Source organism: Variovorax sp. H27-G14, from assembly GCF_046156345.1.
Classification (GTDB): Bacteria; Pseudomonadota; Gammaproteobacteria; order Burkholderiales; family Burkholderiaceae_C; genus Variovorax.
Genome location: NZ_JAYLVN010000002.1, coordinates 77,663 through 101,233, shown reverse-complemented (window position 1 = coordinate 101,233; position 23,571 = coordinate 77,663). Strand labels below are relative to the sequence as shown.

General features: G+C 66.9%; 27 protein-coding genes. 16 read left to right on the top strand and 11 right to left on the bottom strand.

Features of this window, described 5'->3' with window-relative positions:
• Together VLK31_RS05960 and VLK31_RS05955 are read right to left on the bottom strand one after the other, a co-directional pair.
• Positions 1-1,998, bottom strand: a complete 1,998-nt coding sequence (locus VLK31_RS05960; RefSeq protein ID WP_409167466.1) for a DNA topoisomerase IV subunit B — start codon at positions 1,996-1,998, stop codon at positions 1-3.
• Positions 1,999-2,013: 15 nt separating this feature from the next.
• Positions 2,014-2,946, bottom strand: a complete 933-nt coding sequence (locus tag VLK31_RS05955; protein ID WP_409167465.1) for a LysR family transcriptional regulator — start codon at positions 2,944-2,946, stop codon at positions 2,014-2,016.
• Between the two features lie 253 nt (positions 2,947-3,199).
• Here VLK31_RS05955 and VLK31_RS05950 point away from each other — a divergent pair, with 253 nt between their 5' ends.
• The 7 genes from VLK31_RS05950 (at position 3,200) to VLK31_RS05920 (ending at position 9,457) form a co-directional block, all read left to right on the top strand.
• Positions 3,200-4,408, top strand: a complete 1,209-nt coding sequence (locus VLK31_RS05950) for an MFS transporter (protein WP_409167464.1) — start codon at positions 3,200-3,202, stop codon at positions 4,406-4,408.
• A 108-nt stretch (positions 4,409-4,516) separates the two neighbouring features.
• Positions 4,517-5,740 carry an MFS transporter gene (locus tag VLK31_RS05945; RefSeq protein ID WP_409167463.1) on the top strand — a complete coding sequence of 408 codons (1,224 nt, stop codon included), beginning with the start codon at positions 4,517-4,519 and terminating at the stop codon, positions 5,738-5,740.
• A gap of 18 nt (positions 5,741-5,758) precedes the next feature.
• The gene (locus VLK31_RS05940) at positions 5,759-5,899 is read left to right on the top strand and encodes a hypothetical protein (protein WP_409167462.1); all 141 of its coding nucleotides are present in this window, start codon (positions 5,759-5,761) and stop codon (positions 5,897-5,899) included.
• Between the two features lie 8 nt (positions 5,900-5,907).
• Positions 5,908-6,477 (top strand): class I SAM-dependent methyltransferase, encoded by a 570-nt coding sequence (locus VLK31_RS05935; RefSeq protein WP_409167461.1) that lies wholly within the window; start codon positions 5,908-5,910, stop codon positions 6,475-6,477.
• Positions 6,478-6,549: 72 nt separating this feature from the next.
• The gene (gene dapA, locus VLK31_RS05930; RefSeq protein WP_409168029.1) at positions 6,550-7,446 is read left to right on the top strand and encodes a 4-hydroxy-tetrahydrodipicolinate synthase; all 897 of its coding nucleotides are present in this window, start codon (positions 6,550-6,552) and stop codon (positions 7,444-7,446) included.
• Positions 7,447-7,595: 149 nt separating this feature from the next.
• The gene (bamC, locus tag VLK31_RS05925) at positions 7,596-8,675 is read left to right on the top strand and encodes an outer membrane protein assembly factor BamC (protein ID WP_409167460.1); all 1,080 of its coding nucleotides are present in this window, start codon (positions 7,596-7,598) and stop codon (positions 8,673-8,675) included.
• Positions 8,676-8,680: 5 nt separating this feature from the next.
• Positions 8,681-9,457, top strand: a complete 777-nt coding sequence (locus tag VLK31_RS05920; RefSeq protein WP_409167459.1) for an MBL fold metallo-hydrolase — start codon at positions 8,681-8,683, stop codon at positions 9,455-9,457.
• Between the two features lie 75 nt (positions 9,458-9,532).
• Here VLK31_RS05920 and VLK31_RS05915 read toward each other — a convergent pair whose 3' ends face one another.
• From VLK31_RS05915 to VLK31_RS05905, 3 genes are all read right to left on the bottom strand, one after another.
• On the bottom strand, positions 9,533-9,799 hold the full coding sequence (locus VLK31_RS05915; protein ID WP_409167458.1) for a hypothetical protein: 267 nt from the start codon (positions 9,797-9,799) through the stop codon (positions 9,533-9,535).
• A gap of 93 nt (positions 9,800-9,892) precedes the next feature.
• Positions 9,893-10,393, bottom strand: a complete 501-nt coding sequence (locus tag VLK31_RS05910; protein WP_409167457.1) for a hypothetical protein — start codon at positions 10,391-10,393, stop codon at positions 9,893-9,895.
• Positions 10,383-11,525, bottom strand: a complete 1,143-nt coding sequence (locus VLK31_RS05905) for a JmjC domain-containing protein (RefSeq protein WP_409167456.1) — start codon at positions 11,523-11,525, stop codon at positions 10,383-10,385. Before VLK31_RS05905 ends, VLK31_RS05910 begins: the two co-directional genes overlap by 11 nt.
• A gap of 14 nt (positions 11,526-11,539) precedes the next feature.
• Between VLK31_RS05905 and VLK31_RS05900 the strand changes: the two genes are divergently transcribed.
• Entirely contained in the window at positions 11,540-12,064 is a 525-nt protein-coding gene (locus VLK31_RS05900; protein WP_409167455.1) for a peptidylprolyl isomerase, read from the top strand.
• 89 nt (positions 12,065-12,153) lie between these two features.
• Here the strand turns inward: VLK31_RS05900 and VLK31_RS05895 are convergent, their stop codons facing one another.
• The 4 genes from VLK31_RS05895 to coaBC all read right to left on the bottom strand — a co-directional run bounded on the left by VLK31_RS05895 (position 12,154) and on the right by coaBC (position 14,985).
• The gene (locus VLK31_RS05895; protein WP_409167454.1) at positions 12,154-12,654 is read right to left on the bottom strand and encodes a glycine zipper 2TM domain-containing protein; all 501 of its coding nucleotides are present in this window, start codon (positions 12,652-12,654) and stop codon (positions 12,154-12,156) included.
• Positions 12,655-12,838: 184 nt separating this feature from the next.
• Positions 12,839-13,285, bottom strand: coding sequence for a dUTP diphosphatase (dut, locus tag VLK31_RS05890; RefSeq protein ID WP_409167453.1), 447 nt, complete (start codon positions 13,283-13,285; stop codon positions 12,839-12,841).
• A complete protein-coding gene (locus VLK31_RS05885) occupies positions 13,286-13,762 on the bottom strand; it encodes a hypothetical protein (protein WP_409167452.1) in 477 nt (158 codons plus the stop codon). It abuts the gene before it with no gap.
• Entirely contained in the window at positions 13,759-14,985 is a 1,227-nt protein-coding gene (gene coaBC / locus VLK31_RS05880; RefSeq protein WP_409167451.1) for a bifunctional phosphopantothenoylcysteine decarboxylase/phosphopantothenate--cysteine ligase CoaBC, read from the bottom strand. Before coaBC ends, VLK31_RS05885 begins: the two co-directional genes overlap by 4 nt.
• Positions 14,986-15,109: 124 nt before the next feature.
• Between coaBC and VLK31_RS05875 the strand changes: the two genes are divergently transcribed.
• From VLK31_RS05875 to VLK31_RS05845, 7 genes are read left to right on the top strand one after another with little or no spacing between them, the layout of a single operon-like run.
• Positions 15,110-16,792, top strand: coding sequence for a CTP synthase (locus VLK31_RS05875; protein ID WP_409167450.1), 1,683 nt, complete (start codon positions 15,110-15,112; stop codon positions 16,790-16,792).
• Positions 16,789-17,079: a DUF1330 domain-containing protein gene (locus VLK31_RS05870; RefSeq protein ID WP_409167449.1), complete on the top strand. Its 291-nt coding sequence runs from the start codon at positions 16,789-16,791 to the stop codon at positions 17,077-17,079. Before VLK31_RS05875 ends, VLK31_RS05870 begins: the two co-directional genes overlap by 4 nt.
• 48 nt (positions 17,080-17,127) lie before the next feature.
• The gene (gene eno / locus VLK31_RS05865) at positions 17,128-18,411 is read left to right on the top strand and encodes a phosphopyruvate hydratase (RefSeq protein ID WP_409167448.1); all 1,284 of its coding nucleotides are present in this window, start codon (positions 17,128-17,130) and stop codon (positions 18,409-18,411) included.
• Positions 18,412-18,430: 19 nt separating this feature from the next.
• Positions 18,431-18,709 (top strand): cell division protein FtsB, encoded by a 279-nt coding sequence (ftsB, locus tag VLK31_RS05860; RefSeq protein WP_409167447.1) that lies wholly within the window; start codon positions 18,431-18,433, stop codon positions 18,707-18,709.
• A gap of 54 nt (positions 18,710-18,763) precedes the next feature.
• Complete coding sequence (pnuC, locus tag VLK31_RS05855) at positions 18,764-19,396, top strand: nicotinamide riboside transporter PnuC (RefSeq protein ID WP_409167446.1); 633 nt, start codon at positions 18,764-18,766, stop codon at positions 19,394-19,396.
• Positions 19,393-20,073, top strand: a complete 681-nt coding sequence (locus VLK31_RS05850) for an AAA family ATPase (RefSeq protein WP_409167445.1) — start codon at positions 19,393-19,395, stop codon at positions 20,071-20,073. The genes pnuC and VLK31_RS05850 overlap by 4 nt, the downstream gene beginning before the upstream one ends.
• A 40-nt stretch (positions 20,074-20,113) precedes the next feature.
• Positions 20,114-21,088, top strand: coding sequence for a hypothetical protein (locus VLK31_RS05845; protein WP_409167444.1), 975 nt, complete (start codon positions 20,114-20,116; stop codon positions 21,086-21,088).
• Positions 21,089-21,110: 22 nt separating this feature from the next.
• Here VLK31_RS05845 and VLK31_RS05840 read toward each other — a convergent pair whose 3' ends face one another.
• Together VLK31_RS05840 and VLK31_RS05835 are read right to left on the bottom strand one after the other, a co-directional pair.
• Entirely contained in the window at positions 21,111-22,118 is a 1,008-nt protein-coding gene (locus VLK31_RS05840; protein ID WP_409167443.1) for an Hsp33 family molecular chaperone HslO, read from the bottom strand.
• Positions 22,119-22,155: 37 nt separating this feature from the next.
• Positions 22,156-22,680: a gamma carbonic anhydrase family protein gene (locus VLK31_RS05835; RefSeq protein ID WP_409167442.1), complete on the bottom strand. Its 525-nt coding sequence runs from the start codon at positions 22,678-22,680 to the stop codon at positions 22,156-22,158.
• Positions 22,681-22,729: 49 nt separating this feature from the next.
• Here VLK31_RS05835 and VLK31_RS05830 point away from each other — a divergent pair, with 49 nt between their 5' ends.
• Positions 22,730-23,566 carry a ferritin-like domain-containing protein gene (locus tag VLK31_RS05830; RefSeq protein ID WP_409167441.1) on the top strand — a complete coding sequence of 279 codons (837 nt, stop codon included), beginning with the start codon at positions 22,730-22,732 and terminating at the stop codon, positions 23,564-23,566.
• Positions 23,567-23,571: the final 5 nt, after the last annotated feature.

Here is a 23,571-nt window from a genome sequence, read left to right as displayed (position 1 = left end):
TCAAACATCGATGTCGACATCGTCGGCGCGCAACTCCATGAGCTCGCGCCGCGCTGCCGCTTCGCCCTTGCCCATGAGCTTGGTGATTTCGCCCTGGGTGGCGGTGAAGTCGAACCGGCCCAATTGGACCTTCATCAGGCGCCGGGTGTCTGGATTGAGCGTGGTTTCCCACAATTGTTCCGCGTTCATTTCGCCCAGGCCCTTGAAGCGGCTGATGCTCCAGGCGCCTTCGCGCACGCCATCTTTACGCAATTTGTCCAGCGTGGCGGTCAGTTCGCCCTCGTCCAGCGCATAGACCTTGGAGGCCGGCTTCTTGCCGCGCGCGGGCGCGTCGACCCGAAACAATGGCGGCTTGGCGACATACACATGGCCGGCTTCGATGAGCTTGGGAAAGTGCCGAAAGAACAAGGTGAGCAGCAGCACCTGGATGTGCGAGCCGTCCACGTCGGCGTCGCTCAGGATGCAGACCTTGCCGTAGCGCAGGCCGCTCATGTCGGGCGTGTCGTCGGGGCCGTGCGGGTCGACGCCCACGGCCACCGAGATGTCGTGGATTTCGGTGTTGGCAAACAGCCGGTCGCGCTCCACTTCCCAGGTGTTGAGCACCTTGCCGCGCAACGGCAGGATGGCCTGGCTTTCCTTGTCGCGGCCCATCTTGGCGCTGCCGCCGGCGGAGTCGCCCTCGACCAGAAACACTTCGTTGTGGCCGATGTCCTTGCTTTCGCAGTCGGTCAGCTTGCCGGGCAGCACGGCCACGCCGGAGCCCTTGCGCTTCTCGACCTTCTGGCCGGCGCGCTGGCGCGTCTGCGCGGCCTTGATGGCCAGGTCGGCGAGCCGCTTGCCGTAGTCGACGTGCTGGTTGAGCCACAGCTCCAGCGCGGGGCGCACGAAGCTGGACACCAGCCGCACGGCATCGCGCGAGTTCAGGCGCTCCTTGATCTGGCCCTGGAATTGCGGGTCGAGCACCTTGGCGCTCAGCACATAGGAGGCACGCGCAAACACGTCTTCGGGCAGCAGCTTCACGCCCTTGGGCAGCAGCGAGTGCAGTTCGATGAAGCCCTTCACCGCGGTGAACAGGCCGTCGCGCAGGCCGCTTTCGTGCGTGCCGCCAGCGCTGGTGGGAATCAGGTTGACGTAGCTCTCGCGCACCGGCTGGCCGTCTTCGGTGAAGGCCACGCACCAGTCGGCGCCCTCGCCTTCGGCGAAGTTGTCGGCGTTCTTGTCGGCATGGCCGCTGCCTTCGAACAGCGGAATGACCGGGTCGCCGTTGAGCGTCTGCATGAGGTAGTCGCTCAGGCCGCCCTTGTAGAGCCACTGCTGGCTGTCTTTGGTCTTTTCGTTGACGAGCGTGACGCTCACGCCGGGCATCAGCACGGCCTTGCTGCGCAGCAGGTGCGTCAGCTCGCTCATGGGGAGCGTGGCGGTTTCGAAGTACTTGGCGTCGGGCCATGCGCGTACGGTGGTGCCCTGCTTGCGTTCGCCGGCCTCCAGCTTGCGCACCTCGAGCGCTTCGATCACGTCGCCGGCGCCGAAGGCCAGTTTGGCGACGGAGCCTTCGCGGTGCGAGCTGACCTCCAGCCGCGTCGACAGCGCATTGGTGACCGACACGCCCACGCCGTGCAGGCCGCCCGAAAAGCTGTAGGCGCCGCCCGATCCCTTGTCGAACTTGCCGCCGGCGTGCAGCCGGGTGAACACCAGTTCGACCACGGGGGCTTTTTCTTCAGGGTGCATGCCGAACGGAATGCCGCGGCCGTCGTCTTCGATGCTGACCGAGCCGTCGGTGTGCAGCGTGACCTTGATCTTCTTGCCGTAGCCCGCGAGCGCCTCGTCGGCGGCGTTGTCTAGCACTTCCTGAATGATGTGCAGCGGGTTGTCGGTGCGGGTGTACATGCCCGGGCGCTGCTTGACGGGCTCGAGGCCCTTCAGCACGCGGATGGAGCCCTCCGAATAGCCGGAGGACGCGGAAGATGAAGCGGGGGGAGTCTTGAGGGGAGTCGCCATGGGGGCGGATTGTAGTCAGTGGACAGGAAATGACTGGATACCCATACAGGAAACGTCCGGCGCCATGGTCAGATGGGTGCCCAGGTAATCGATGAAGGCCCGCAGCTTGGGCGACGGGTGGCGCCCTGAAGGCCACAGCACGCCCAGCCCGATGCTGTGCGGGCGCAGGTGTTCGGCCAGCACGCGGCGCAGCCGGCCCGCGGCCAGCGCCTCGCGCACGCTGAAGTCGGGCAGCAAGGCGATGCCGCGGCCGCGCAGCGCAAAGCACAGGCGGGTTTCCAGGTTGTTGCAGACCATGGAAACCGGCGGGCGGCACTCGCTGCCGTCCGCCATGGGCAGCAGCGGCCAGGCCTCGACCTTGCCCGTGGCGGGATAGCGGTAGTGCAGGCAGGCGTGCGCGGCCAGGTCGGCCAGCGACTGCGGCGTGCCGTGGTGCGCCAGGTAGTCGGGCGAGGCCACGAGCAGCTGCGAAAACTCGCCCAGGCGCCGCGCCGACAGGCGGGAGTCGGCCAGCTCGCCGGTGCGCACCACGGCGTCGAAACCCTCCTCGATGACGTCGACCAACCGGTCACTGAAATCCAGGTCGAGCGCGATGGCCGGGTGGTCGCGCATGAAGTCGGCCAGCACCGGCAGCACCAGCGAGCTGACCAGCGGCAGGCTGACGCGCAGCTTGCCGCGCGGCGCGCCCGCCGAGTGCGAGAGCTCCTGCTCGGCGGCCTCGATTTCGGCCAGCACGCGGCGGCTGCGCGCGAGAAACAACGTGCCCTCGGCGGTGAGCGTGATGCTGCGCGTGCTGCGGTGGAACAGCCGCACGCCCAGCCGCTCTTCGAGCCGCGCCACGCGCTTGCCCACGGCGGAGGCCGAGACGCCCAGCGCGCGGCCGGCGGTGACGAAACTGCGCGTCTCGGCCACCTGGATGAAGACGGTGAAGCCGCTGAGGCTGTCCATGCGAATGCTCCATTGCGGAACTCAATGTCCGTATTGAGCGGAACTGTAGCCCCCTTTTTCCGCAGTCGGCTTCTTCCTATCGTTGGCGGCATGTCATTCGCCCACACAACCTGCCCATCTTTTTCTTCCACGACGGCCTTGGGCTGGCGTGGCCCGGAGCCGTCGCGCGAGCGCGCCCTTTTCCGGCTCGCCCCGGGCTGGTGGCCGCAAGGCATGTGGGTCCGCTTCGTGACCGACCTGCGGGATGCAGCGCATGCGTGAAGACAACGCTTCTCCTCGCGCCGACGCCAGACTGCCGCTGCCGGGCCTGCTCGCCCTGGCCGCCGCGGGCTTCATCACCGTGCTGACCGAGGCCATGCCCGCCGGCCTGCTGCCACAGATCGGCGCGAGCCTGAGCGTCACGCCCGCGCTGGTCGGCCAGCTGGTCACGGTGTACGCCCTGGGGTCGCTGCTGGCGGCCATTCCGCTGGTGGCCTTCACGCGCAGTTGGCGCCGGCGGCCGTTGCTGCTGCTGGCCATCGGCGGCTTCGCTGTCGTCAACACCGTCACCGCGCTGTCGCACGACTACGCGCTGACGCTGGTCGCGCGCTTCTTCGCGGGCGTGTTCGCCGGGCTGCTTTGGGCGCTGCTGGCCGGGCAGGCGGCGCGAATGGTGCCGCCCGCGCTGCAGGGCCGGGCGATTGCGGTGGCCATGCTGGGCGCGCCGCTGGCGCTGGCGCTGGGCATTCCGGCCGGTACGCTGCTGGGCAACGGCGTGGGCTGGCGGCCGGCTTTCCTCATCATGTCGGCGCTCTCGGTGCTGCTGCTGGGCTGGGTGCGCTGGCAGGTGCCCGACTTTCCCGGCCAGGCGGCCGGCAGCCAGCAGAGCGTGCGGCGCGTGTTCTTGCTGCCCGGCGTGCGGCCGGTGCTGGCGGTGATGCTGGGCTTTGTGCTGGCGCACAACATCCTCTACACGTACATCGCGCCGTTCCTCGCGCATGCGGGGCTGGGCGAGCGGGTCGACCTGGTGCTGCTGGTGTTCGGCGGCGCCTCGCTGGCGGGCATCTGGGTGACGGGCCTGCTGATCGACCGCTGGCTGCGCGAACTGGTGCTGGCCGGCACCGCGGGCTTTGCCGTGGCGGCGCTGCTGCTGGCCGCGGCCACGGGGTCGCAGGTGCTGGTGTTCGTTGCGGTGGCCGTGTGGGGCGTGGCGTTCGGCGGGGCGGGAGCGCTGTTTCAGACGGCCTCGGCACAGGCGGCCGGCGACGCGGCCGACGTGGCGCAGTCGATGGTGGTGACGGCATGGAACATCGCCATTGCGGGGGGCGGCCTGGTCGGCGGCGTGCTGCTGCAGAGCCGGGGCGCGGGCGCGCTGCCCTGGTCGCTGATCGTGCTGCTGGTGCCGGCGCTGTGGCTGGCCTGGCGGGCTTGCGCGCATGGCTTTCCGCGCGCGGGGGCTGTCGCAGGCGCGACAGCGCTTTGACACGGCGGCTTTGATGCGTAAAGCGCATTGAAAGGCCGCCCAGAAATCATCAATGGCTTTGGCCGTCGGCGCACCTGCCGCGGCATGCAAGTAGCTACATTCGACCCCATGCAAGCGCCCGCCCCCACCCTCTCGATCAAGCAAGTCCTGTTCTGCGGGGCAATGATCGTCACGCTCTCCATGGGCATCCGACATGGCTTCGGCCTCTGGCTGCAGCCGATCACGCAGGCGCAGGACTGGAGCCGCCAGACCTTCTCGTTCGCGCTGGCCATACAGAACCTGTCCTGGGGCATCTTCGGCGTGTTCGCGGGCATGCTGGCCGACCGCTTCGGCGCGTTCCGGGTGCTGATCGGCGGCTCGGTGCTCTATGCGCTGGGGCTGTTCGGCATGGCACATTCGCCCACGCCGCTGCTGTTCACGCTGAGCGCGGGCGTGCTGATTGGCGCAGCGCAGGCGGGCTCGACCTACGCGGTGATCTACGGCGTGATCGGGCGGCAGATTCCGGCGGAGCGGCGCTCGTGGGCCATGGGCGTGGCTGCAGCGGCCGGGTCGTTCGGCCAGTTCCTGATGGCGCCCATCGAGGGCCGCCTGATCGGCACCGTCGGCTGGCAGACCGCGCTGGCTGTGGTGGCGGTGCTGGTGCTGGTGATCATTCCGCTGTCGTTCGGGCTGCGCGAGCCCAAGACGGCGGCGCTGGCCGGGCACCGCCAGCAGTCGGTGCTGCAGGCGGTGGGCGAGGCTTTTCGCTACCCCAGCTTCGGGCTGCTGATGGCGGGCTACTTCGTCTGCGGCTTCCAGCTGGCGTTCATCGGCATCCACATGCCGACCTACCTGCGCGACCGCGCCCTGCCGGCCGAGGTGGCGGGCTATGCGCTGGCGCTGATCGGTTTGTTCAACGTGTTCGGCACTTACACGGTGGGGCTGCTGGGGCAAAAGCTGGCCAAGCGAAAGATTCTGGCGGCCATCTACCTGGCGCGGGCGGTGTCGATCGCGCTGTTCCTGATGGTGCCGATTTCGCCGGCCAGCGTGTATGTGTTCTCCGCCGCCATGGGCTTCCTGTGGCTGTCGACGGTGCCGGCCACCAACGCCATCGTGGCGGGCATCTTCGGCGTGGCGCACCTGTCGATGCTCAGCGGCTTCGTGTTCCTGAGCCACCAGGTGGGCTCGTTCCTGGGCGTGTGGCTGGGCGGCTACCTGTACGACACCACGGGCAGCTACGACATCGTCTGGTACCTCTCGATTGCGCTGGGCGTGTTTGCGGCGCTGATCAACCTGCCGGTGAAGGAGAACGCCATTGCGCGTGCGCCCCAGCCGGTGGGCGCGGCGGGCTGATTGCGCTGCAACCGCACCATGACACCGCAAATGCGCCACCACGTCATTCACGCCGCCTGGCTTGCCGCGGCGCTGGCCGCGCTGGGCGGGGTGTTCGTGATGTACGTGCACCCGAGCTTTCTGGTGACGCTGGTCGACCAGATCTGGTCCTGCTTTTGAGTACCGCCATGACAAACACAGCGCCGGTGCACGGCATGTCCACGCCTTCTGAATGGATCGTGCGCTGGTCGCACCTGCTGGCCGCCGACGCAACGGTGCTGGACGTGGCCTGCGGGTCCGGTCGGCACATGCAGTGGTTTGCAGAGCGCGGGCATGCGGCGACAGGGGTCGACCGGTCACCCGAGGCGCTGGCGTCGTCCGGCGCGTTCGGTCGCACCGTGCAGGCCGACATCGAGGGCGGCCCGTGGCCCTTTGCCGGCCAGGCGTTCGGCGCGGTGGTTGTCACCAACTACCTGTGGCGTGCACGCATGGCCGACATCGTGGCTGCCGTGGCGCCCTGCGGCGTGCTGCTCTACGAGACCTTTGCAGCGGGCAACGAAACCGTCGGCAAGCCCTCGCGGCCCGACTTTCTGCTGCAGCCGGGGGAGCTGCTGGCGGCCTGCGCCGGCCTGCGCGTGGTGGCCTACGAGGAAGGGTTCATTCAGGAGCCCGCACGCTTCGTGCAGCGCATTGCGGCCGTGCGGGCGGGCGCGGGCGGCACGGGCCAGCCCGATCGCCACCTCCTGAAGAGAAACTGAGCGGGGCCGGGGCAGCTGCCTGCCGGGGCCCCGGAGTAAGTAGAATCGGCGCTTTCGTCCACCGACAAAGAGATTCCCTTGGAGCAACTGACAGGCAGCATCGTCGCGCTCGTCACGCCGATGCACGACGACGGCAGTGTCGACTACCCCGCCCTGCGGCGGCTCATCGATTGGCACATCGAAGAAGGCACCGACTGCCTTGGCGTGGTCGGCACCACCGGCGAATCGCCGACGGTCGATGTCGAAGAGCACTGCGAAATCATTCGCGTATCCGTCGAGCAAGCCAAGGGCCGCGTGCCCGTCATGGCCGGCTGCGGCGCCAATTCGACCAAGGAAGCCATCGAGCTCGCCAAGTTCGCCAAGGGCGTGGGCGCCAATTCGCAGCTCCAGGTCGTGCCCTACTACAACAAGCCGACGCAAGAAGGCCAGTACCAGCACTTCAAGGCCATTGCCGAAGCCGTGGGCGACCTGCCCGTCGTGCTTTACAACGTGCCCGGGCGCAGCGTGGCCGATATGGCGCACGACACCGTGCTGCGGCTCACGCAGGTGCCCGGCATCATCGGCATCAAGGAAGCCACCGGCAACATCGAGCGGGCCCAATGGCTCATTCGCGACGTGCCGAAGAACTTTGCCGTGTACTCCGGTGACGACCCGACCGCGGTGGCGCTCATGCTGTGCGGTGGGCAGGGCAACATCAGCGTCACGGCCAACATTGCGCCGCGCAAGATGCACGAACTGTGCGTGGCCGCGCTGGCGGGCAATGTGAAGCGGGCCATGGAGATTCAGTTCGAGCTGATGCCCCTGCACCGCAACCTGTTCGTCGAACCCAACCCCATTCCCCTGAAGTGGGCCATGGCCCGCCTCGGTTTGTGCGGTGGCGCCCTGCGCCTGCCACTCACCGAACTCGGCGAAGCCAGCCGCCCGGCAGTCGAAGGCGCCCTGCGCGCCACCGGCCTGCTCAAGGCTTGAACGGCACCCACTCCACAATCCCCTGACCCGTCTTTACCCTGGCCGCAACAAGGTTAAGCAACCTTTTGCGGGAACCATGCTCAGAGATGGCGGGCATTGCGGCCCATAGACAGACGACAGACCGAACCATTCCAACAAGGAAGAAGACGTTGAAGAACCTTTCGCGACTTGCACTGCTGGCCCTCGTTGCCAGCCTCGCCGCCTGCTCCGTCCTCGAGAGCGACAAGATCGACTACAAGAGCGCCGGCAAGGCCCCCACGCTCGAAGTCCCGCCTGACCTGTCCCAGCTGTCGCGCGACAACCGCTACGCCGTGCCCGGCGGCGCGGTCACCGCCAATGCCTACCAGGCCGGCGTTGCCAACGCACCCGGTGTGCCCACCGCCGTGAGCAATCTGGGCGATGTGCGCATGGAGCGCTCTGGCACGCAACGCTGGATCGTCGTCAGCCGCACCCCCGAGCAGCTCTGGGACCCGGTGAAAGACTTCTGGCAGGAAAGCGGTTTTCTGCTGACCACCGAGCAGCGCAACCTCGGCATCATGGAAACCGACTGGGCCGAGAACCGCGCCAAGCTGCCGCAGGACATCATCCGCGGCACGCTGGGCAAGCTGGTCGACTCGGTCTACTCGACCGGCGAACTCGACCGCTTTCGCACCCGCCTGGAACGCACGCCCAACGGCACCGAGATCTTCGTGAGCCACCGCGGCATGCAAGAGGTGTACAACAACTCGCGCCAGGACCAGACCGTGTGGCAGCCCCGCCCCAGCGATCCTGAACTCGAGACCGAATTCCTGCGCCGCCTGATGGTCAAGCTTGGTGTGTCGCAAGAGCAGTCGAAGATCATCGCGGCCACCAGCGCCCCGACCAAGACCGCTACCGTTGTCAACGTCGGCGGCCAACCGGTCGTGCAGATCAGCGAAGGCTTCGACCGCGCATGGCGCCGTGTCGGTCTGGCACTCGACCGCACCGGCTTCACCGTGGAAGACCGCGACCGCAGCGCCGGCCTGTACTACGTGCGTTACGTGACACCCAACCCCGACAAGAAGGAGCCCGGCTTCTTCGGCAAGCTGTTCAGCGGCTCGCCGAAGGACGAAGCACCCATCAAGTTCCGCATTTCCGTCAAGGGCCAGGGCGACGCCACCACGGTGTCTGTGCTCAACGAAGCTGGCGCACCGGTCACAACGGCCAATGCCGATCGCATCGTCAAGGTCATTGCCGACGACCTGAAGTAACCCGCATGCTCCGCTTCCGAAGCCTCGGTAGCGGCAGCACGGGCAATGCCGCGCTGGTCGAAGCGACCAGCGCCGGCCACACCTCCCGCCTTTTGGTCGACTGCGGCTTCGGCATCAAGCAGCTCGACCTGCGGCTGGCCCGGGCGGGCCTTGTTGCCAGCGACATCGATGCGGTCTTCGTGACTCACGAGCATGGCGACCACATTGGTTGTGCCCACACGCTGTCGCGGCGCAACCGCATTCCTGTCTGGATGAGCGAAGGCACGTGGCTTGCCACGGGCGGGCGCGACTTCGAAGGCCGGCTCAACCTTGCACGCGACGACGCCGAGTTTGCGGTTGGCGACATCGGCGTGCAGCCCTTCACCGTGCCGCACGACGCGCGCGAGCCCCTGCAGCTGCGCTGCACAGACGGCAACCGCACGCTGGGCGTGCTGACCGACCTGGGACATGCCACGGCCCATGTGCTGGCCCGGCTGAGCGGCGTGCATGCGCTGCTGCTGGAGTTCAACCACGACAGCGACCTGCTGGCCAACTCGGCCTATCCGGCATTTCTGAAGCACCGCGTGGGTGGCAACTATGGGCACCTGTCGAACATGGCCGCGGCCGATATTGCGCGCGCCGTGCTGCACGACGGCCTGCGCCATGTGGTGGCCGCGCACCTGAGCGAGCAGAACAACAGGCCCGAGATCGTGCGGCGCCTGATGGCCGACGCGCTCGGCGGCGACGAGGCCGAGATGCTCACTGCAACAGCCTCCGAGGGCTCGCCCTGGCTCGACGTGTGAGCTGAAATTGAAACTGCACCCGTAAAAAAACCGCCCGACGGCGGTTTTTTCGTTGGCGAATGCCTCGCAGCACTTTTACGGCTTGGGGGCGTCGTTCTTCTTGGCGGCTTCGGTCGCGGCGTTCGCGGCGTCGAGTGCCGACGAAGCACCCGGCGCCGGTGCCATGGCGCCCGAATCGGCGGACGGTGCAGTCGCAGGCGCCATTGGTGCCGGCGCGGGTTCGGTCACGGGCGCAGGAGGCGGCGTCACCACCGCCGGCGCGGCATCCTCCTTTTTTCCGCAGGCGACGAGCGCGGCAGCGGCAATCAGCGAGGCAACCAGGACGGATGTGGACTTCTTCATGGAATCTCCTTTGGCAATGAAGGTCTGGAACGAAAAAATTCTAGACCCGCATCCCTGCCCGAATGTGTCTGGCGGCCGATTCGCGGCATTGGCTTACAAGCCGAGTGTCGACGCCGCAAAGGCCGGGCGTGCCAGACGCCAGGAGGCGTCGATGCGCTCGCGCAAGGCACGGCGCGCAGGCGCGTCGGTGCTGCTCAGGCCCCGGCTGCGCTCGGGGTCGATGCGATGCACGAACCATGTGGGCGTCCAGATGGCGCTGGGCACCTCGGAACCCACGGCCTTGCCGCTGGCGCGGCATTCGACGATGTGGTCCCACATGCGCCGCCACGGCACGAAGCGCGCGTGCCCGCGCTCCAGCACGTCGAAACGCTGCGCAAGCAGCACGAGGCGCCGACCGCTCGCGGCCCAGGCCTGCAGCGCCTCGATGCTGGCGCGCTCGCCCAGCGGCCAGTCGGCGAAGTCGGGGTCGCTGAAGACGATTTCTTGCCAGCCTTCCCGCGCCGCCGAGGCCAGCGCGCCGCGCAAGATGGTGTCGAAGGCCTCGCGGCCGTCGAAGCGGCCTTCGCTCAGGGGTTGATCGGGCTCATTCGGCATGCAGCCAGCCTGACGCGCACCACTCGTCGAGCAACCCCAGGGCGCCTTCGCTCGCGCGGGCCAGCTCGCGTGGACCCAGGGCGCGCTGATCGGCCAGCCGGCGCATCAGCGTGGCGTCGGCGCCGCCGGCGCGAAAGCTCTCGCCGTTGATGTAGATGTGCCGCGTGTCGTAGAGCATGCGCGTGCGACGGTCGAGCGCCACGCGCTGCACCGCGGCGGGCATGTCGCTGCCTTCACCGAACCACACGTTGGCCTTGGGCTCGGTCAGCGATTCGCCCAGCGCGCGGTCAATGGCGTCGGGGTCGCGCAACGCGGCCTGCACGGCCTTGCGCGCGAAGTCCTGCAAGGCGGCGGGCATCTGTGCCGGGGCATCGACGGCCGGCTGGCTCGGGTCGCGGTAACGGGCCAGCTCGGCCGGCCCGGCATCTTCGAGGTCTTCCGAGTAGGCCTGCGCCATGCGGGACAGCAGGTCGGCCCCCATTTCGCCCACCGCGGAAGAACGCAGGCCGATGGAGCAGGTCATGCAGTCGTCGCCCACGGCCACGCCGTCATGGGCGTACTTGGGGGGCAGGTACAGCATGTCGCCTGGCTCGAGCACAAAGGTCTGCTCCGGCTCGAAGTTCTGCAGAATCTTCAGCGGCACGCCAGGCTGCAGGCTCAGGTCGCTCTGCTTGCCGATCGACCATTTGCGCCGCCCCTGGGCCTGCAGCAGGAACACGTCGTAACTGTCGAAATGCGCGCCGACCCCCCCGGTGTCGCTGGCATAGCTGATCATCAGGTCGTCGAGCCGCGCATCGGGCAGAAAACGAAACTGCCGCAACAACTCGTGCACGCCCTCGTGGTGCAGGTCGGCACCCTGCACCAGCATCGTCCAGCCGGGTTGTTTGAGCGGGGGCAAGGCGCGCCGGGCCAGCGGGCCGTGTTTCAGCGACCAGCCGGACTTGCCATGCCGGATCAGCCGGGACTCGACCTCTTCGCGCTCGGCCAACGCAAACAGCGCACTGCGCTCGATCGGTGGCACCATGGCGGGAATCGCCTGGCGAACGAGCAAGGGTTTTTTCTGCCAATGTCGCCGCATGAACTGCGCGGCACTCAGGCCGCCGAGCAACGGCAGCGGTTGTGTAATCTCCATGGGAGAATTCTGCAATGGAAATCTCTGAACAATGCGTGGTCGGCTTGACCTGGACAATGAAAGACACGCTCGGCGACGTGCTGGACGTGCTCGATGAACCGGTGGAATTTCTGGTTGGCGGCGACGACCTCTTCGACGTGATCGAAGCGGCCCTGCAGGGCCATGAGCCCGGCGCCCGGGTGCAGCTGCAGGTGGAGCCCGAGCAGGGCTTCGGCGACTTCAACGACCAGTTGCTCTTTCTGGAGCCCCGTTCGCTCTTTCCCGAGGGCACGGAAGAAGGCATGACCTTCGACGGCTCCGCCCTGCCCAAGGGCGTGAGCGAGGCGATTCCGAAGGACACCATCTACACGGTGGCCGAAACCTACCCGGACCACCTCGTGCTGGACGGCAACCACCCGCTGGCGGGCATTGCGATACGGCTGGACATCACGGTGCGCACGGTGCGCGAAGCCACCGAGGAAGAAATTGGCCGCGGGTCGGCAGGCACCGGGTTCTTCAAGGTCGCGCCGATGGCGCCGGGCAACCAGACGCTGCACTGAGGCCGCACCAAGCCAAAGAAAAAGCCGGGCATGCCCGGCTTTTCAGCGTGTGTCGAACAGCGCGGGATCACACGCGCGCTATTACATGCTTACATGCACGAGATCTGACCGTTGTCGATGCGCACGCGATCGCCAACGCGCAGGTCGCCCGGGCTTTGCACGTCGAACGCGCGGTAGCCGCCGCGGTCGGTCTGCACCGACACCCGATAGGTTTCATAGGCACGGGGTCCGTTCTGCTGCGCCTCGATGGTGTTGCCCAGCAAGGCGCCGCCCACGATGCCCAGCGCGGTGGCCGCGGCACGGCCGTTGCCGCGCCCGAACTGATTGCCCACCACGCCACCGATGACGCCGCCGGCAACCGCGCCGCCGCCGCTCGTGCCGCTGCCGGCAGTTTCACTGCGCAGCACTTCGATGTTGGCCACATGGCCGTATTCGACGTAGGAAGCTTCCTGGTACTGGATGGCACGCGGTGGCGCCTGGTACGGATAGCGCGAGGTCTGGTAGACCGGCGCGGGTGCCACGCAAGCGGTGAGCGTGGCCACGGCCAGCACGCAAGCGGTGACGGAAACGAAGCGCATTGAGATCTTCATGTTGAGAGGCTCCTCGGATAGAAACGGTGCACGAAGAATGCACCTGCGTGTGACTAACGCCGCAGCCGCTGCCGCGATGACGCAAAACACACACTGAAACCTTCGAGGCCCGACAGCGGCCGCAGTTCCGTTCTTTACCGCTCGGACACTCAGGTCCCCTTAAGAAAAATGGGCCCGCAAAAGCTCAGTGCTTGCCCGTGGAACCGTAGCCGCCCTCGCCGCGTTGCGTAGGTGCAAATTCCGTGACCACCCGAAACTGCGCCTGCACCACCGGCACGATGACCAGTTGCGCGAGCCGCTCCATCGGCTGCAGCACGAAGGGCGTGTCGCTGCGGTTCCAGGCGCTGATTTTCAGCTCGCCCTGGTAGTCGCTGTCGATCAGGCCGACGAGGTTGCCCAGCACGATGCCGTGCTTGTGGCCCAGGCCCGAGCGCGGAAGGATCATGGCCGCGTAGGCCGGGTCGGCCAGGTGGATCGCGATGCCAGTGCCCACCAGTTGCCAGCCGTTGGGCTCCAGCGTGATGGGGGCATCGAGGCACGCCCGCAGGTCGAGGCCGGCGCTGCCGGGGGTGGCATACGCGGGCAATTGATCCACCATGCGCGGATCGAAAATTCGAACGTCGACTTTCACTTACTTGCTGCCTTGTTTGTATTGCTGTTCTCTTTGCTTTCGCGCCGCGTCCTCGAGCACCTGCTGCCACTTGGCAATGCCCGGCTTGAACGTGACGCCCTTCAACTTGACGCCCTTCAGTTTGCGTCCGAACCAGACCGCCAGCCCCAGCAGGACCACCAGAGCGCCAAAAGGCACGCCCCACGCCCACAGCACCAGGAAAACGAGCGCGCCGACCACGCCCATCACCTTCAGCGTCGCCGGGTCGAAAGAGCCGGGTTCGGACCCTGACACCTCGCCATTCGAGGCTCCGCTGCGTTGCTGCATCGCGGCCGTCACGGGGCCTGGCTGGTTGGGCAAGGTGGTGATGCCCACGTCGAGGCCGGGCTCGCCCTCTTTCGCCGCGCGCTTGGGCAGCGCGGCCTGGGCCGACAGCCGCTCGACGTAGCGGGCGAAGTCGCCATTCGGCGGTGTGTTCCATTGCGGATTCAGGTTCATGGGGCCCTCCAGTCGGAAAGTCGTGCGGCTATTTCAGTCATGAGTTCGCGTGCCAGCGTGAGCTTGGGCGCGCGCGGCAGTTCGCGCACGCCATGGGCGTCGACCAGCAGCAGCGCGTTGTCGTCCTGCCCGAAGGTCAGCGGGCCGATGTTGCCGACCAGCAGCGGAATGCCCTTGCGCTCGCGCTTGGCCTTGGCATGCGCGACGAGGTTTTCGCTCTCCGCGGCAAAGCCCACGCAAAAGAGTTTCTTCGACTGTGCGCGCTCGCTGCGCGCCACGGTCAGAAGAATGTCGGCGTTCTCGACGAAATCGAGCACCGGCGTCTTGCCGCTGCCGTCCTTCTTGATCTTCTGGTCGCTCTGCGCGGCCGGGCGCCAGTCGGCCACCGCGGCAGTTGCTACAAAAATGCTAGCGAACTCCGCGGCGCGGACGGTCGCCTCGAGCATGTCCTGGGCAGACAGCACGTCGACACGCGTCACGCTGCGCGGGGTTGGCAGGTGCACCGGGCCGGCCACCAGCGTGACCTCGGCGCCCGCCTCGCGGGCCGCGCGGGCAATGGCAAAACCCATCTTGCCGGAGGAATGGTTGGTGATGCCGCGAATCGGGTCGAGCGCCTCGAAGGTCGGCCCGGCCGTCACCAGCATCTTCTGCCCGGCCAGCAGCTTGGGGCTGAAGAAGGCGGTGACGTCCTCCAGCAACTGCGCCGGCTCGAGCATGCGCCCGTCGCCGGTCTCGCCGCAGGCCTGCCAGCCGCTGCCCACGCCGAGCACCGTGGCACCGTCTTCGGCCACCTGCATCAGGTTGCGCTGGGTGGCGGGGTGGGCCCACATTTCGCGGTTCATGGCCGGTGCGATCAAGAGCGGAATGCGCTCCGTCGGGCGGGCCAGGCACATCAGGCTGAGCAGGTCGTCGGAGCGCCCCTGCACCAGGCGCGCGATGAAGTCGGCGCTGCAGGGCGCCAGCACGATGGCGTCGGCCTCGCGGCTCAGGTTGATGTGCGGCATGTTGTTGGGCTCGCGCGTGTCCCACTGCGAGGTGTACACGGTGCGCCCGGACAGCGCCTGCATGGTGACGGGCGTGATGAACTGCTCCGCCGCCTCGGTCATCACGACCTGAACGGTTGCGCCGGCCTTGACGAACAGGCGGCACAGCTCGGCCGACTTGTAGCAGGCAATGCCCCCAGTGAGGCCCAGGACGATGTGTTTGCCGGCGAGATCTTGCATGGGCCGTATTGTTGCGCATAGGCCGTCGAACAAACGGCAACAAGCCCTTGGTGGAAGGTGTCGCAAGGGGCACACCTATAATCGCAATTTCCCACTGCCCGGATTCACAGCATCCGGAACTGGCATGACCAAATTTGTCTTCGTCACCGGTGGTGTCGTCTCTTCCCTTGGCAAGGGAATCGCCTCCGCCTCGCTCGCCGCGATCCTCGAATCGCGCGGCCTCCAAGTCACCCTCATCAAGCTCGATCCGTACATCAATGTCGACCCCGGCACGATGTCACCGTTCCAGCATGGCGAAGTGTTCGTCACCGACGACGGCGCGGAGACCGACCTCGACCTCGGCCACTACGAGCGCTTCATCAACACGCGCATGCGCAAGGCCAACAACTTCACGACCGGTCAGATCTACAAGACCGTGCTCGAGAAGGAACGCCGCGGCGACTACCTCGGCAAGACGGTGCAGGTAATTCCGCACATCACCAACGAAATTCAGGAATACATCAAGCGCGGCGCCGGCATCGGCACCTCGCACGAGGTGGACGTGGCCATCGTGGAAATTGGCGGCACGGTGGGCGACATCGAGTCGCTGCCCTTCCTGGAAGCCGTGCGCCAGATGAGCCTGCGCAACGGCCCGAACAACTCGGCCTTCGTGCACCTGAGCTACGTGCCCTGGATCGCCGCCGCCGGCGAGCTCAAGACCAAGCCCACGCAGCACACCGCCAAGGAACTGCGCGCCATCGGCATTCAGGCCGATGTGCTGCTGTGCCGCGCCGACCGCCCCATTCCCGACGACGAGCGCGCCAAGATTTCGCTGTTCTCCAACGTGCCCGAGTGGGGTGTCATCTCCATGTGGGACGTGGACACCATCTACAAGGTGCCCCGCATGCTGCACGAACAGGGCCTGGACGGCCTGATCTGCGACAAGCTGCGCATCAACACGCCGCCCGCCAAGCTGCAGCGCTGGGACGACCTGGTCTACGAAGTCGAGCATCCGCAAAAGGAAGTTTCGATTGCCATGGTCGGCAAATACGTGGACCTGTCGGACAGCTACAAGTCGCTGAACGAAGCCCTGCGCCACGCCGGCATGAAGAACCATGCCCGCGTGAAGATCGACTACATCGACTCCGAGACCATCACCACGCAGGACGTCTCGCGCCTGGCCAAGTACGACGCCATTCTGGTGCCCGGCGGCTTTGGCCAGCGCGGTGTCGAAGGCAAGATCTCCGCGGCCCGCTTCGCCCGCGAAGGCAAGGTGCCCTACCTGGGCATTTGCCTGGGCATGCAGGTGGCCACCATCGAATACGCCCGCCACGTGGCCGGCCTGAAGAACGCCAACAGCACCGAGTTCGACCCCGAAACGCCCACCCCCGTGATCGCCCTCATCACCGAGTGGAAGGACGCCGACGGCACCGTGAAGACGCGCGATGAAAAGTCCGACCTGGGCGGCACCATGCGCCTGGGCGCGCAAAGCTCCGACGTCACGCCCGGCACGCTGGCCCACAGCATCTACGGCGACGTGGTCACCGAGCGCCATCGCCATCGCTACGAAGCCAACGTGAACTACCTCGACCAGTTGCGCGACGCGGGCCTGGTGATCTCCGCGCTCACGCAGCGCGAGCACCTGACCGAAATCGTCGAGCTGCCGCAGGACGTGCACCCCTGGTTCATGGGCGTGCAGTTCCACCCCGAGTTCAAGTCGACCCCATGGGGCGGCCACCCGCTGTTCAACGCCTTCATCAAGGCGGCGCTCGAGCACAAGGACAAGGGCGCCGGCAGCACCAACAAGTCGCTGAAGGCCGTGGCATGAGCAGTGGCTACGTCATTGCCCACGTCGAGGTGACCAACCCGACCCAGTACGAGGAATACAAGAAGTGGTCGAGCGTTGCCATGCAGGCACACGGCGCCGAAGTGTGCGTGCGCGGCGGCCAAGTGCAACCACTGGAAGGCGACTGGCAGCCCACGCGCGTGGTCGTGCTCAAGTTCGCCAGTTTCGAGAAGGCCAAGGCCTTCTATGAAACGCCCGAGTACCTGAAGGCACGGCAAGCGCGTGCCGGCGCCGCCATCATGAACATGATTGCGGTCGAAGGCCTCTGATCCCATTTCATTTGTTCGCCCAAGAGACCAGAAAGAGAAAGACAAAAGATGAGTGCAATCGTTGACATCGTCGGCCGCGAAATTCTCGACAGCCGAGGCAACCCCACCGTCGAATGCGACGTGCTGCTCGAGTCGGGCACCATGGGCCGCGCGGCCGTGCCCTCGGGCGCATCCACCGGTTCGCGCGAAGCCATCGAGCTGCGCGACGGCGACAAGAGCCGCTACCTGGGCAAGGGCGTGCTCAAGGCCGTGGAGAACATCAACACCGAGATCTCGGAAGCCGTGCTGGGCCTGGACGCCAGCGAACAGGCCTTCCTGGACCGCACGATGATCGACCTGGACGGCACCGACAACAAGGCCCGCCTGGGCGCCAACGCCACGCTCGCAGTGTCGATGGCCGTGGCCCGCGCCGCGGCCGAAGAGTCCGGCCTGCCGCTGTACCGCTACTTCGGCGGCATGGGCGGCATGCAGCTGCCGGTGCCGATGATGAACGTCATCAACGGTGGCGCGCACGCCAACAACAGCCTGGACCTGCAGGAGTTCATGATCATTCCCGTAGGCGCCAAGAGCTTCCGCGAGGCCGTGCGCTACGGCGCCGAAGTGTTCCATGCACTGAAGAAGATCCTGGGCGACCGCGGCATCAGCACGGCGGTGGGCGACGAAGGCGGCTTTGCCCCCAGCGTGGAAAGCCATGAAGCGGCCATCCTGCTGATTCTGGAAGCCATCGACAAGGCCGGCTACACGGCGGGCGAGCAAATTGCCCTGGGCCTGGACTGCGCGGCCAGCGAGTTCTACAAGGACGGCAAGTACGTGCTGGCTGGTGAAAACCTGTCGCTGTCGGCCGAAAGCTGGACCGACATGCTCGCGACCTGGGTCGACAAGTACCCGATCATCAGCATCGAAGACGGCATGCACGAAGGCGACTGGGACGGCTGGAAGCACCTGACCGAACGCCTGGGCAAGCGCGTGCAGCTGGTGGGCGACGACCTGTTCGTCACCAACACCAAGATCCTGCAAGAGGGCATCGACAAGGGTATTGCCAACTCGATCCTGATCAAGATCAACCAGATCGGCACGCTCACCGAAACCTTCGCCGCCATCGAGATGGCCAAGCGCGCCGGCTACACCGCCGTCATTTCGCACCGCTCGGGCGAAACCGAGGACAGCACCATTGCCGACATTGCCGTGGGCACCAACGCCGGCCAGATCAAGACCGGCTCGCTCTCGCGTTCGGACCGCATCGCCAAGTACAACCAGCTGCTGCGCATCGAAGAAGACCTGGGTGACATCGCCATGTACCCCGGCCGCGGCGCGTTCTACAACCTGAAGTAACGCCACCCCTGCCCGCGTCATGCGCGCCCGCCTCGTTCCACCCATCATCTTGTTGCTCCTGCTGGCCGTTTTGCAGTGGCAGCTGTGGAACGGGCGCGGCAGCGTGCGCGACGTGGCGCAGATGCGCACCAAGCTGGCCGACCAGAAGGAAGCCAACGGCAAGGCCGCGCTGAACAACGAGCGCCTGACCTCCGAGGTCAACGACCTGAAGGACGGCCTCGAGATGGTCGAGGAGCGCGCGCGCGCCGAGCTCGGCATGGTCAAGCCGAACGAAGTGTTCGTGCAGATCGCGCACTGACCCTTCACTCGCTGGCCCGGTCCACTCTCTTTCCAGCCTGTATTTAGCCCGCCGATGACCGAGCTTCTCTCGGCCCCCGCCTTCTTGCTGTGGGGCTCTCCCGTGAGCTGGCTCGAGCTGGTGGCCGCGCTGCTGGCGCTGGCCATGGTCGGCTGCAACATGCGCGAGATTCACTGGGGATGGCCACTGGCCATCGTCAGCTCGTTGCTCTATGTGGCGGTGTTCGCCAAGGCCCGCATCTACGGCGACGCCTCGCTCCAGGTCTTCTTCGCTTTCGTCGCCCTGTGGGGCTGGGCGCAATGGCTGCGTGGCCGTCGCGCCGACGGCAGCGCGCTGCAGGTAAGCCGGCTCTCCCCGCGCGGCATCGCCCTCACGCTGGCCGCCTGCGCTTTCGCATGGCCGGCCGTCGCCCTCTTTCTGCGCCGCTTCACCGACACCGACGTGCCCTGGTGGGACGGCTTTGCCACCGGGCTGAGCCTGGTCGGCCAGTTTCTGCTCGGGCGCAAGTTCATCGAGAACTGGCTGATCTGGCTGGCCGTGAACGTGGTGAGCGTGGGCCTGTTCATCCACAAGGGCCTGTGGCTCACCGTGGGCCTGTACGCGGTGTTCGCGGTGCTCAGCGTGGCCGGCTACCTGGCATGGCGCCAGCGCATGCCGGGCACGGCCGCGAAGGCGGTGACCGCATGACGCCCAGCCTGCCCACCGGTTGCGTCATTGCGCTCGTGGGCGCGGAGAGCACCGGCAAGACCGAGCTGGCCCGCGCCATTGCGCAGCGCCTGCAAGACCGCGGCACGCCGACCACCCTGGTGAGCGAGTACCTGCGCGAATGGTGCGAGCGCGAAGGCCGCACGCCGCGCCCCGACGAACAACAGGCCATCGCCGACGAGCAGACCCGCCGCATCGGCGCCGCCGCTGCCTTGGGCGTGGTGGTGGCCGACACCACCGCGCTGATGACGGCGGTGTACAGCGAGCAGCTGTTCGCCGACACCGCGCTCTACGACAGCGCACTGGCCGCGCAGCGGCGCTACGCCATCACCCTGCTCACCGCGCTCGATCTGCCCTGGGTGGCCGACGACATGCGCGACGGCCCGCACGCACGCCAGCCGACCGATGCTCTGGTGCGCGCCGCGCTCACGCGCGCAAGGCTGTCGTTTGCGGTGGTGCACGGCAGCGGCGACGAGCGGCTTGCCAATGCATGGAACGCCATCAATTCCATCGCGGGAAACGAGGCCCGCGCACGCGCGCCCAGCGCGCGCAGCAGCGCTGAATCGAAGCCCGCCTCGTGGTCATGGCCTTGCGAGAAGTGTTCCGACCCGGAATGCGAACATAAGCTTTTCAGCGACCTGATCGCGCGCCGCGAATAACGCCCGCGCGCCCCGTCGCTTCCCCTTCACCGGAGACCCGATGCCCCTGCCGACCGTTGCGCGTGCCGCGCTTGTTCCCGCCACCTTCGCCACCCTGCTGCTGGCCGCCGCGTCCGCCCTTGCGGCCCCGGTGGCCGCCACCGTCGAGAACGGCACCACACCCACCGCCTGCGCGGAGGAAGACAACGTTTCGCTGACCCTGCGCGGCGACGGCATCCGCCACATGCGCATCGAGGCGCTGCAGCCCGACTACCTCGACAACATCGGCAACGACGTCACCAAGCCCGACTTCTCGGGCTGCAATTTCGACGGCGGCGCGCACCCCACCGACCCCGCGCACCGCTTCCGCAAGCGCACCGTGGTGCTGATGGACAACGCCCAGTGGCGCATCGTGGGCATGACGCTGCCCACCTTCTGGCGCGCACAGCGCGTGCCGGTGCAGGTGGGCAAGCGCAAGGACAGCGGCTTTCATCTGCTGCAGCTGTTCAAGAAAGAAAACGGCAAGGCGCTGGAGGCCATCGTGCTCTACCCGTCCGACGGCTACTGGCGCTTGAAGCCGCTGCCCGATGCGCGCTTTGGCGACGGCGTGTACGGCTCGTCGTTCCTGCTCGGGCCGGTGGAAGCCGGGGCGCGGCCCGTGGTGAACATCGCGTCGATCCGCATCGTGCCGCGCCCGCTGGCCATTCACGTGCGCTTCACCGACGGTGGCAGCGCCGTGGCGCGCGTGGACGAAATCAGCCGCCGGCGCACCGCGCTCGACGTGACCCTGTCGACGCCCACCGCCAGCGCACAGCCCTTCGCGGTGCTGCGCTCGATGTACGTGACGCCCGACAACGCCGACGTGAGCGAGGTGCGCTGGCAGGCCTCGCCGCAGGCCACACCGCAGGTGCTGCCGCTGCCCGAGGTGAAGACGTTGCAGGCCACGCAGGTGCGCTTTGGCCGCAGCCTGCCGTCGAAGCACAACACCAGCGCGCCGGACATCGCCTTCAGCGAATTCGACGACGCGCCACGCTGAAAAGCGCGGCGGCGCCTGTCGCTTACTGAACGATCGGGCTGCCCGGAATCTGGTCGGTCGGCGGACGGAAGATCTGCGCCGCATCGACCGCGTCGAAGCGGTACTGCTTGCCGCAGAAGTCGCAGCCCACCTCGATGTCGCCGCGCTCGGCAAGGATGCTCTCGGCCTCTTCCAGCCCAAGCCCGCGAATCATCTGCGCCACGCGCTCGCGCCCGCAGGTGCACGCAAAGTGCGGGCCCAGCGGGCCGGCCTGCGGCTCGAAGCGCAGCAGCTTTTCTTCCCAGAACAGGCGGTGAAGAATGGTCTCGATGTCGAGCGTGAGCAACTCTTCACGCTTCAGGCTGGAGGCCAGGATCGAGATGCGGTTGTAGTCCTCGTTCAGGCCGATCTGGTCTTCGTTGCCCTGGTTGTGGTCCCTGTTCGAGGTGCCCGAGGTGCCTTCGAGATTGCCCTCGCCCTTCACCGGCAAACGCTGAATCAGCAGGCCCGCGGCCACCTTGTCGTCGGCCGCCAGCACCAGCGTGGTGTCGAGCTGCTCGCTTTGCAGCATGTAGTGCTGCAGCACGTCGCTGAGCTTGCCCAGCTTCTCGCCGTCGTCGCCAAAGAGCGGCACCACGCCCTGGTATGGCGTGGCGCCCGGCATCTTGTCCTTCGGGTCGAGCGTGATGGCGCAGCGGCCCTTGTTGTTCACGTTCACCATGTCGGGCAGGCGCGCGTCGGCCGGCAGGTCGCCAATGACCTTGGCGGTCGCGCGCAGGCTCAGGTCGGGCTTGGCCTCGGCCACGGCCACCTTCACCGGGCCGTCGCCGAAGATCTGCAGGATCAAGGCGCCGTTGAACTTGATGTTCGACTGCATCAGCGTGGCCGCGGCCGTCATCTCGCCCAGCAGTTCGGCCACCGGCGTGGGGTACGGGCCGGTGGCGGTGTTGGAGGCGCGCCGCGCAAGAATCTCCTGCCACGCATCCGTCAGGCGCACGATCATGCCGCGCACCGGCAGGCCATCGAACAGGAATTTGTGCAGCTCGCTCAAAACGTTTTCTTTCTCTGTGTGCCCGCAACCCAAGGGGTCAGGCGATCTTTTTGAGGCCCTTCGCAAAGCGATGGGCGTTTTCTACATAGTGCGCCGCGCTCTGGCGCAAGCGGGCGGCCGCTGCGTCGTCGAGGGTGCGCACCACCTTGGCCGGCGAGCCGATGATGAGCGAGTTGTCCGGAAACTCCTTGCCCTCGGTCACCACGCTGCCGGCGCCAACGATCGAATTGCGGCCGATCTTCGCGTTATTCAAGATCACCGCCTGAATGCCGATCAGCGAGTTGTCGCCCACGGTGCAGCCGTGCAGCATCACCTGGTGGCCCACGGTGACGTTCTCGCCGATGGTCAGCGGGCAGCCGACGTCGGCGTGCAGCACCGACAGGTCCTGGATGTTGCTGTTGCGCCCGATCGTCAGCGTCTCGGTGTCGCCGCGCAGCACGGCGCCAAACCACACGCTGGCGTTATCGGCCAGCTTGACGTTGCCCATGACCTGCGCGCTGTCGGCCACCCATGCACCTTCGCCCAGCTGGGGGGCCACACCGTCGAGTTCGTAGAGCGCCATTGTTTTTGTCTCCGGAATGTCAAAGAAGGTCAAAACTAGAATTGTAGGGATGCACCCCCGATTGAGCGCGCTCGCCGCGTTACGCCTCACAGATCCCGACGAAAAAGTGGCGGCCACGCGCGCCGCGGCTTCGCAAGCCGCTATGCATTCCATAGCAACTGACGCCATTCGCACCCCCGGCGACGACACCGGCGTGCCCGGCCGCCCCGACAAGCCCGTGCGCGTGGCCGTCACGGCGGTGCACCAGCGCTCGCCTTTCACGCCCGAAGGCCGCGCGGCGCTGGTGCATTCGATCTGCCACATCGAGTTCAACGCCATCAACCTCGCGCTGGACGCCGTGTGGCGCTACGACGGCATGCCCGAGGCCTACTACCGCGACTGGCTGCGCGTGGCCGACGAGGAGGCGCTGCACTTCACGCTGCTGCACACGCACCTGCAGACCATGGGCCACCGCTACGGCGACTTCCCCGGCCACGACAGCCTGTGGAACATGTGCGAGAAGACCAAGGACGACGTGCTCGCCCGCATGGCGCTGGTGCCGCGCACGCTGGAGGCGCGCGGGCTGGACGCCACGCCGCTCATCCAGGCCAAGCTCAGGCGCGTGAACACGCCCGACGCGCTGCGCGCCATCGAAATACTGGACATCATCCTGCGCGACGAAGTGGGCCATGTGGCCATCGGCAACCACTGGTACCGATGGCTGTGCGACGGCGCCGGCCTGGACGCCGAGGCGACCTACCCCGCACTGGTGGCGCGCTACGACGCGCCGCGCCACAAGCCGCCGTTCAACCTGGAGGCGCGCGGGCGCGCCGGGTTCAGCGACGAGGAACTGCGACAGCTGGTGGCGACGTCGCAGGCCGACCAGGCGGCGCGCGACAAGCGTTGAACGAG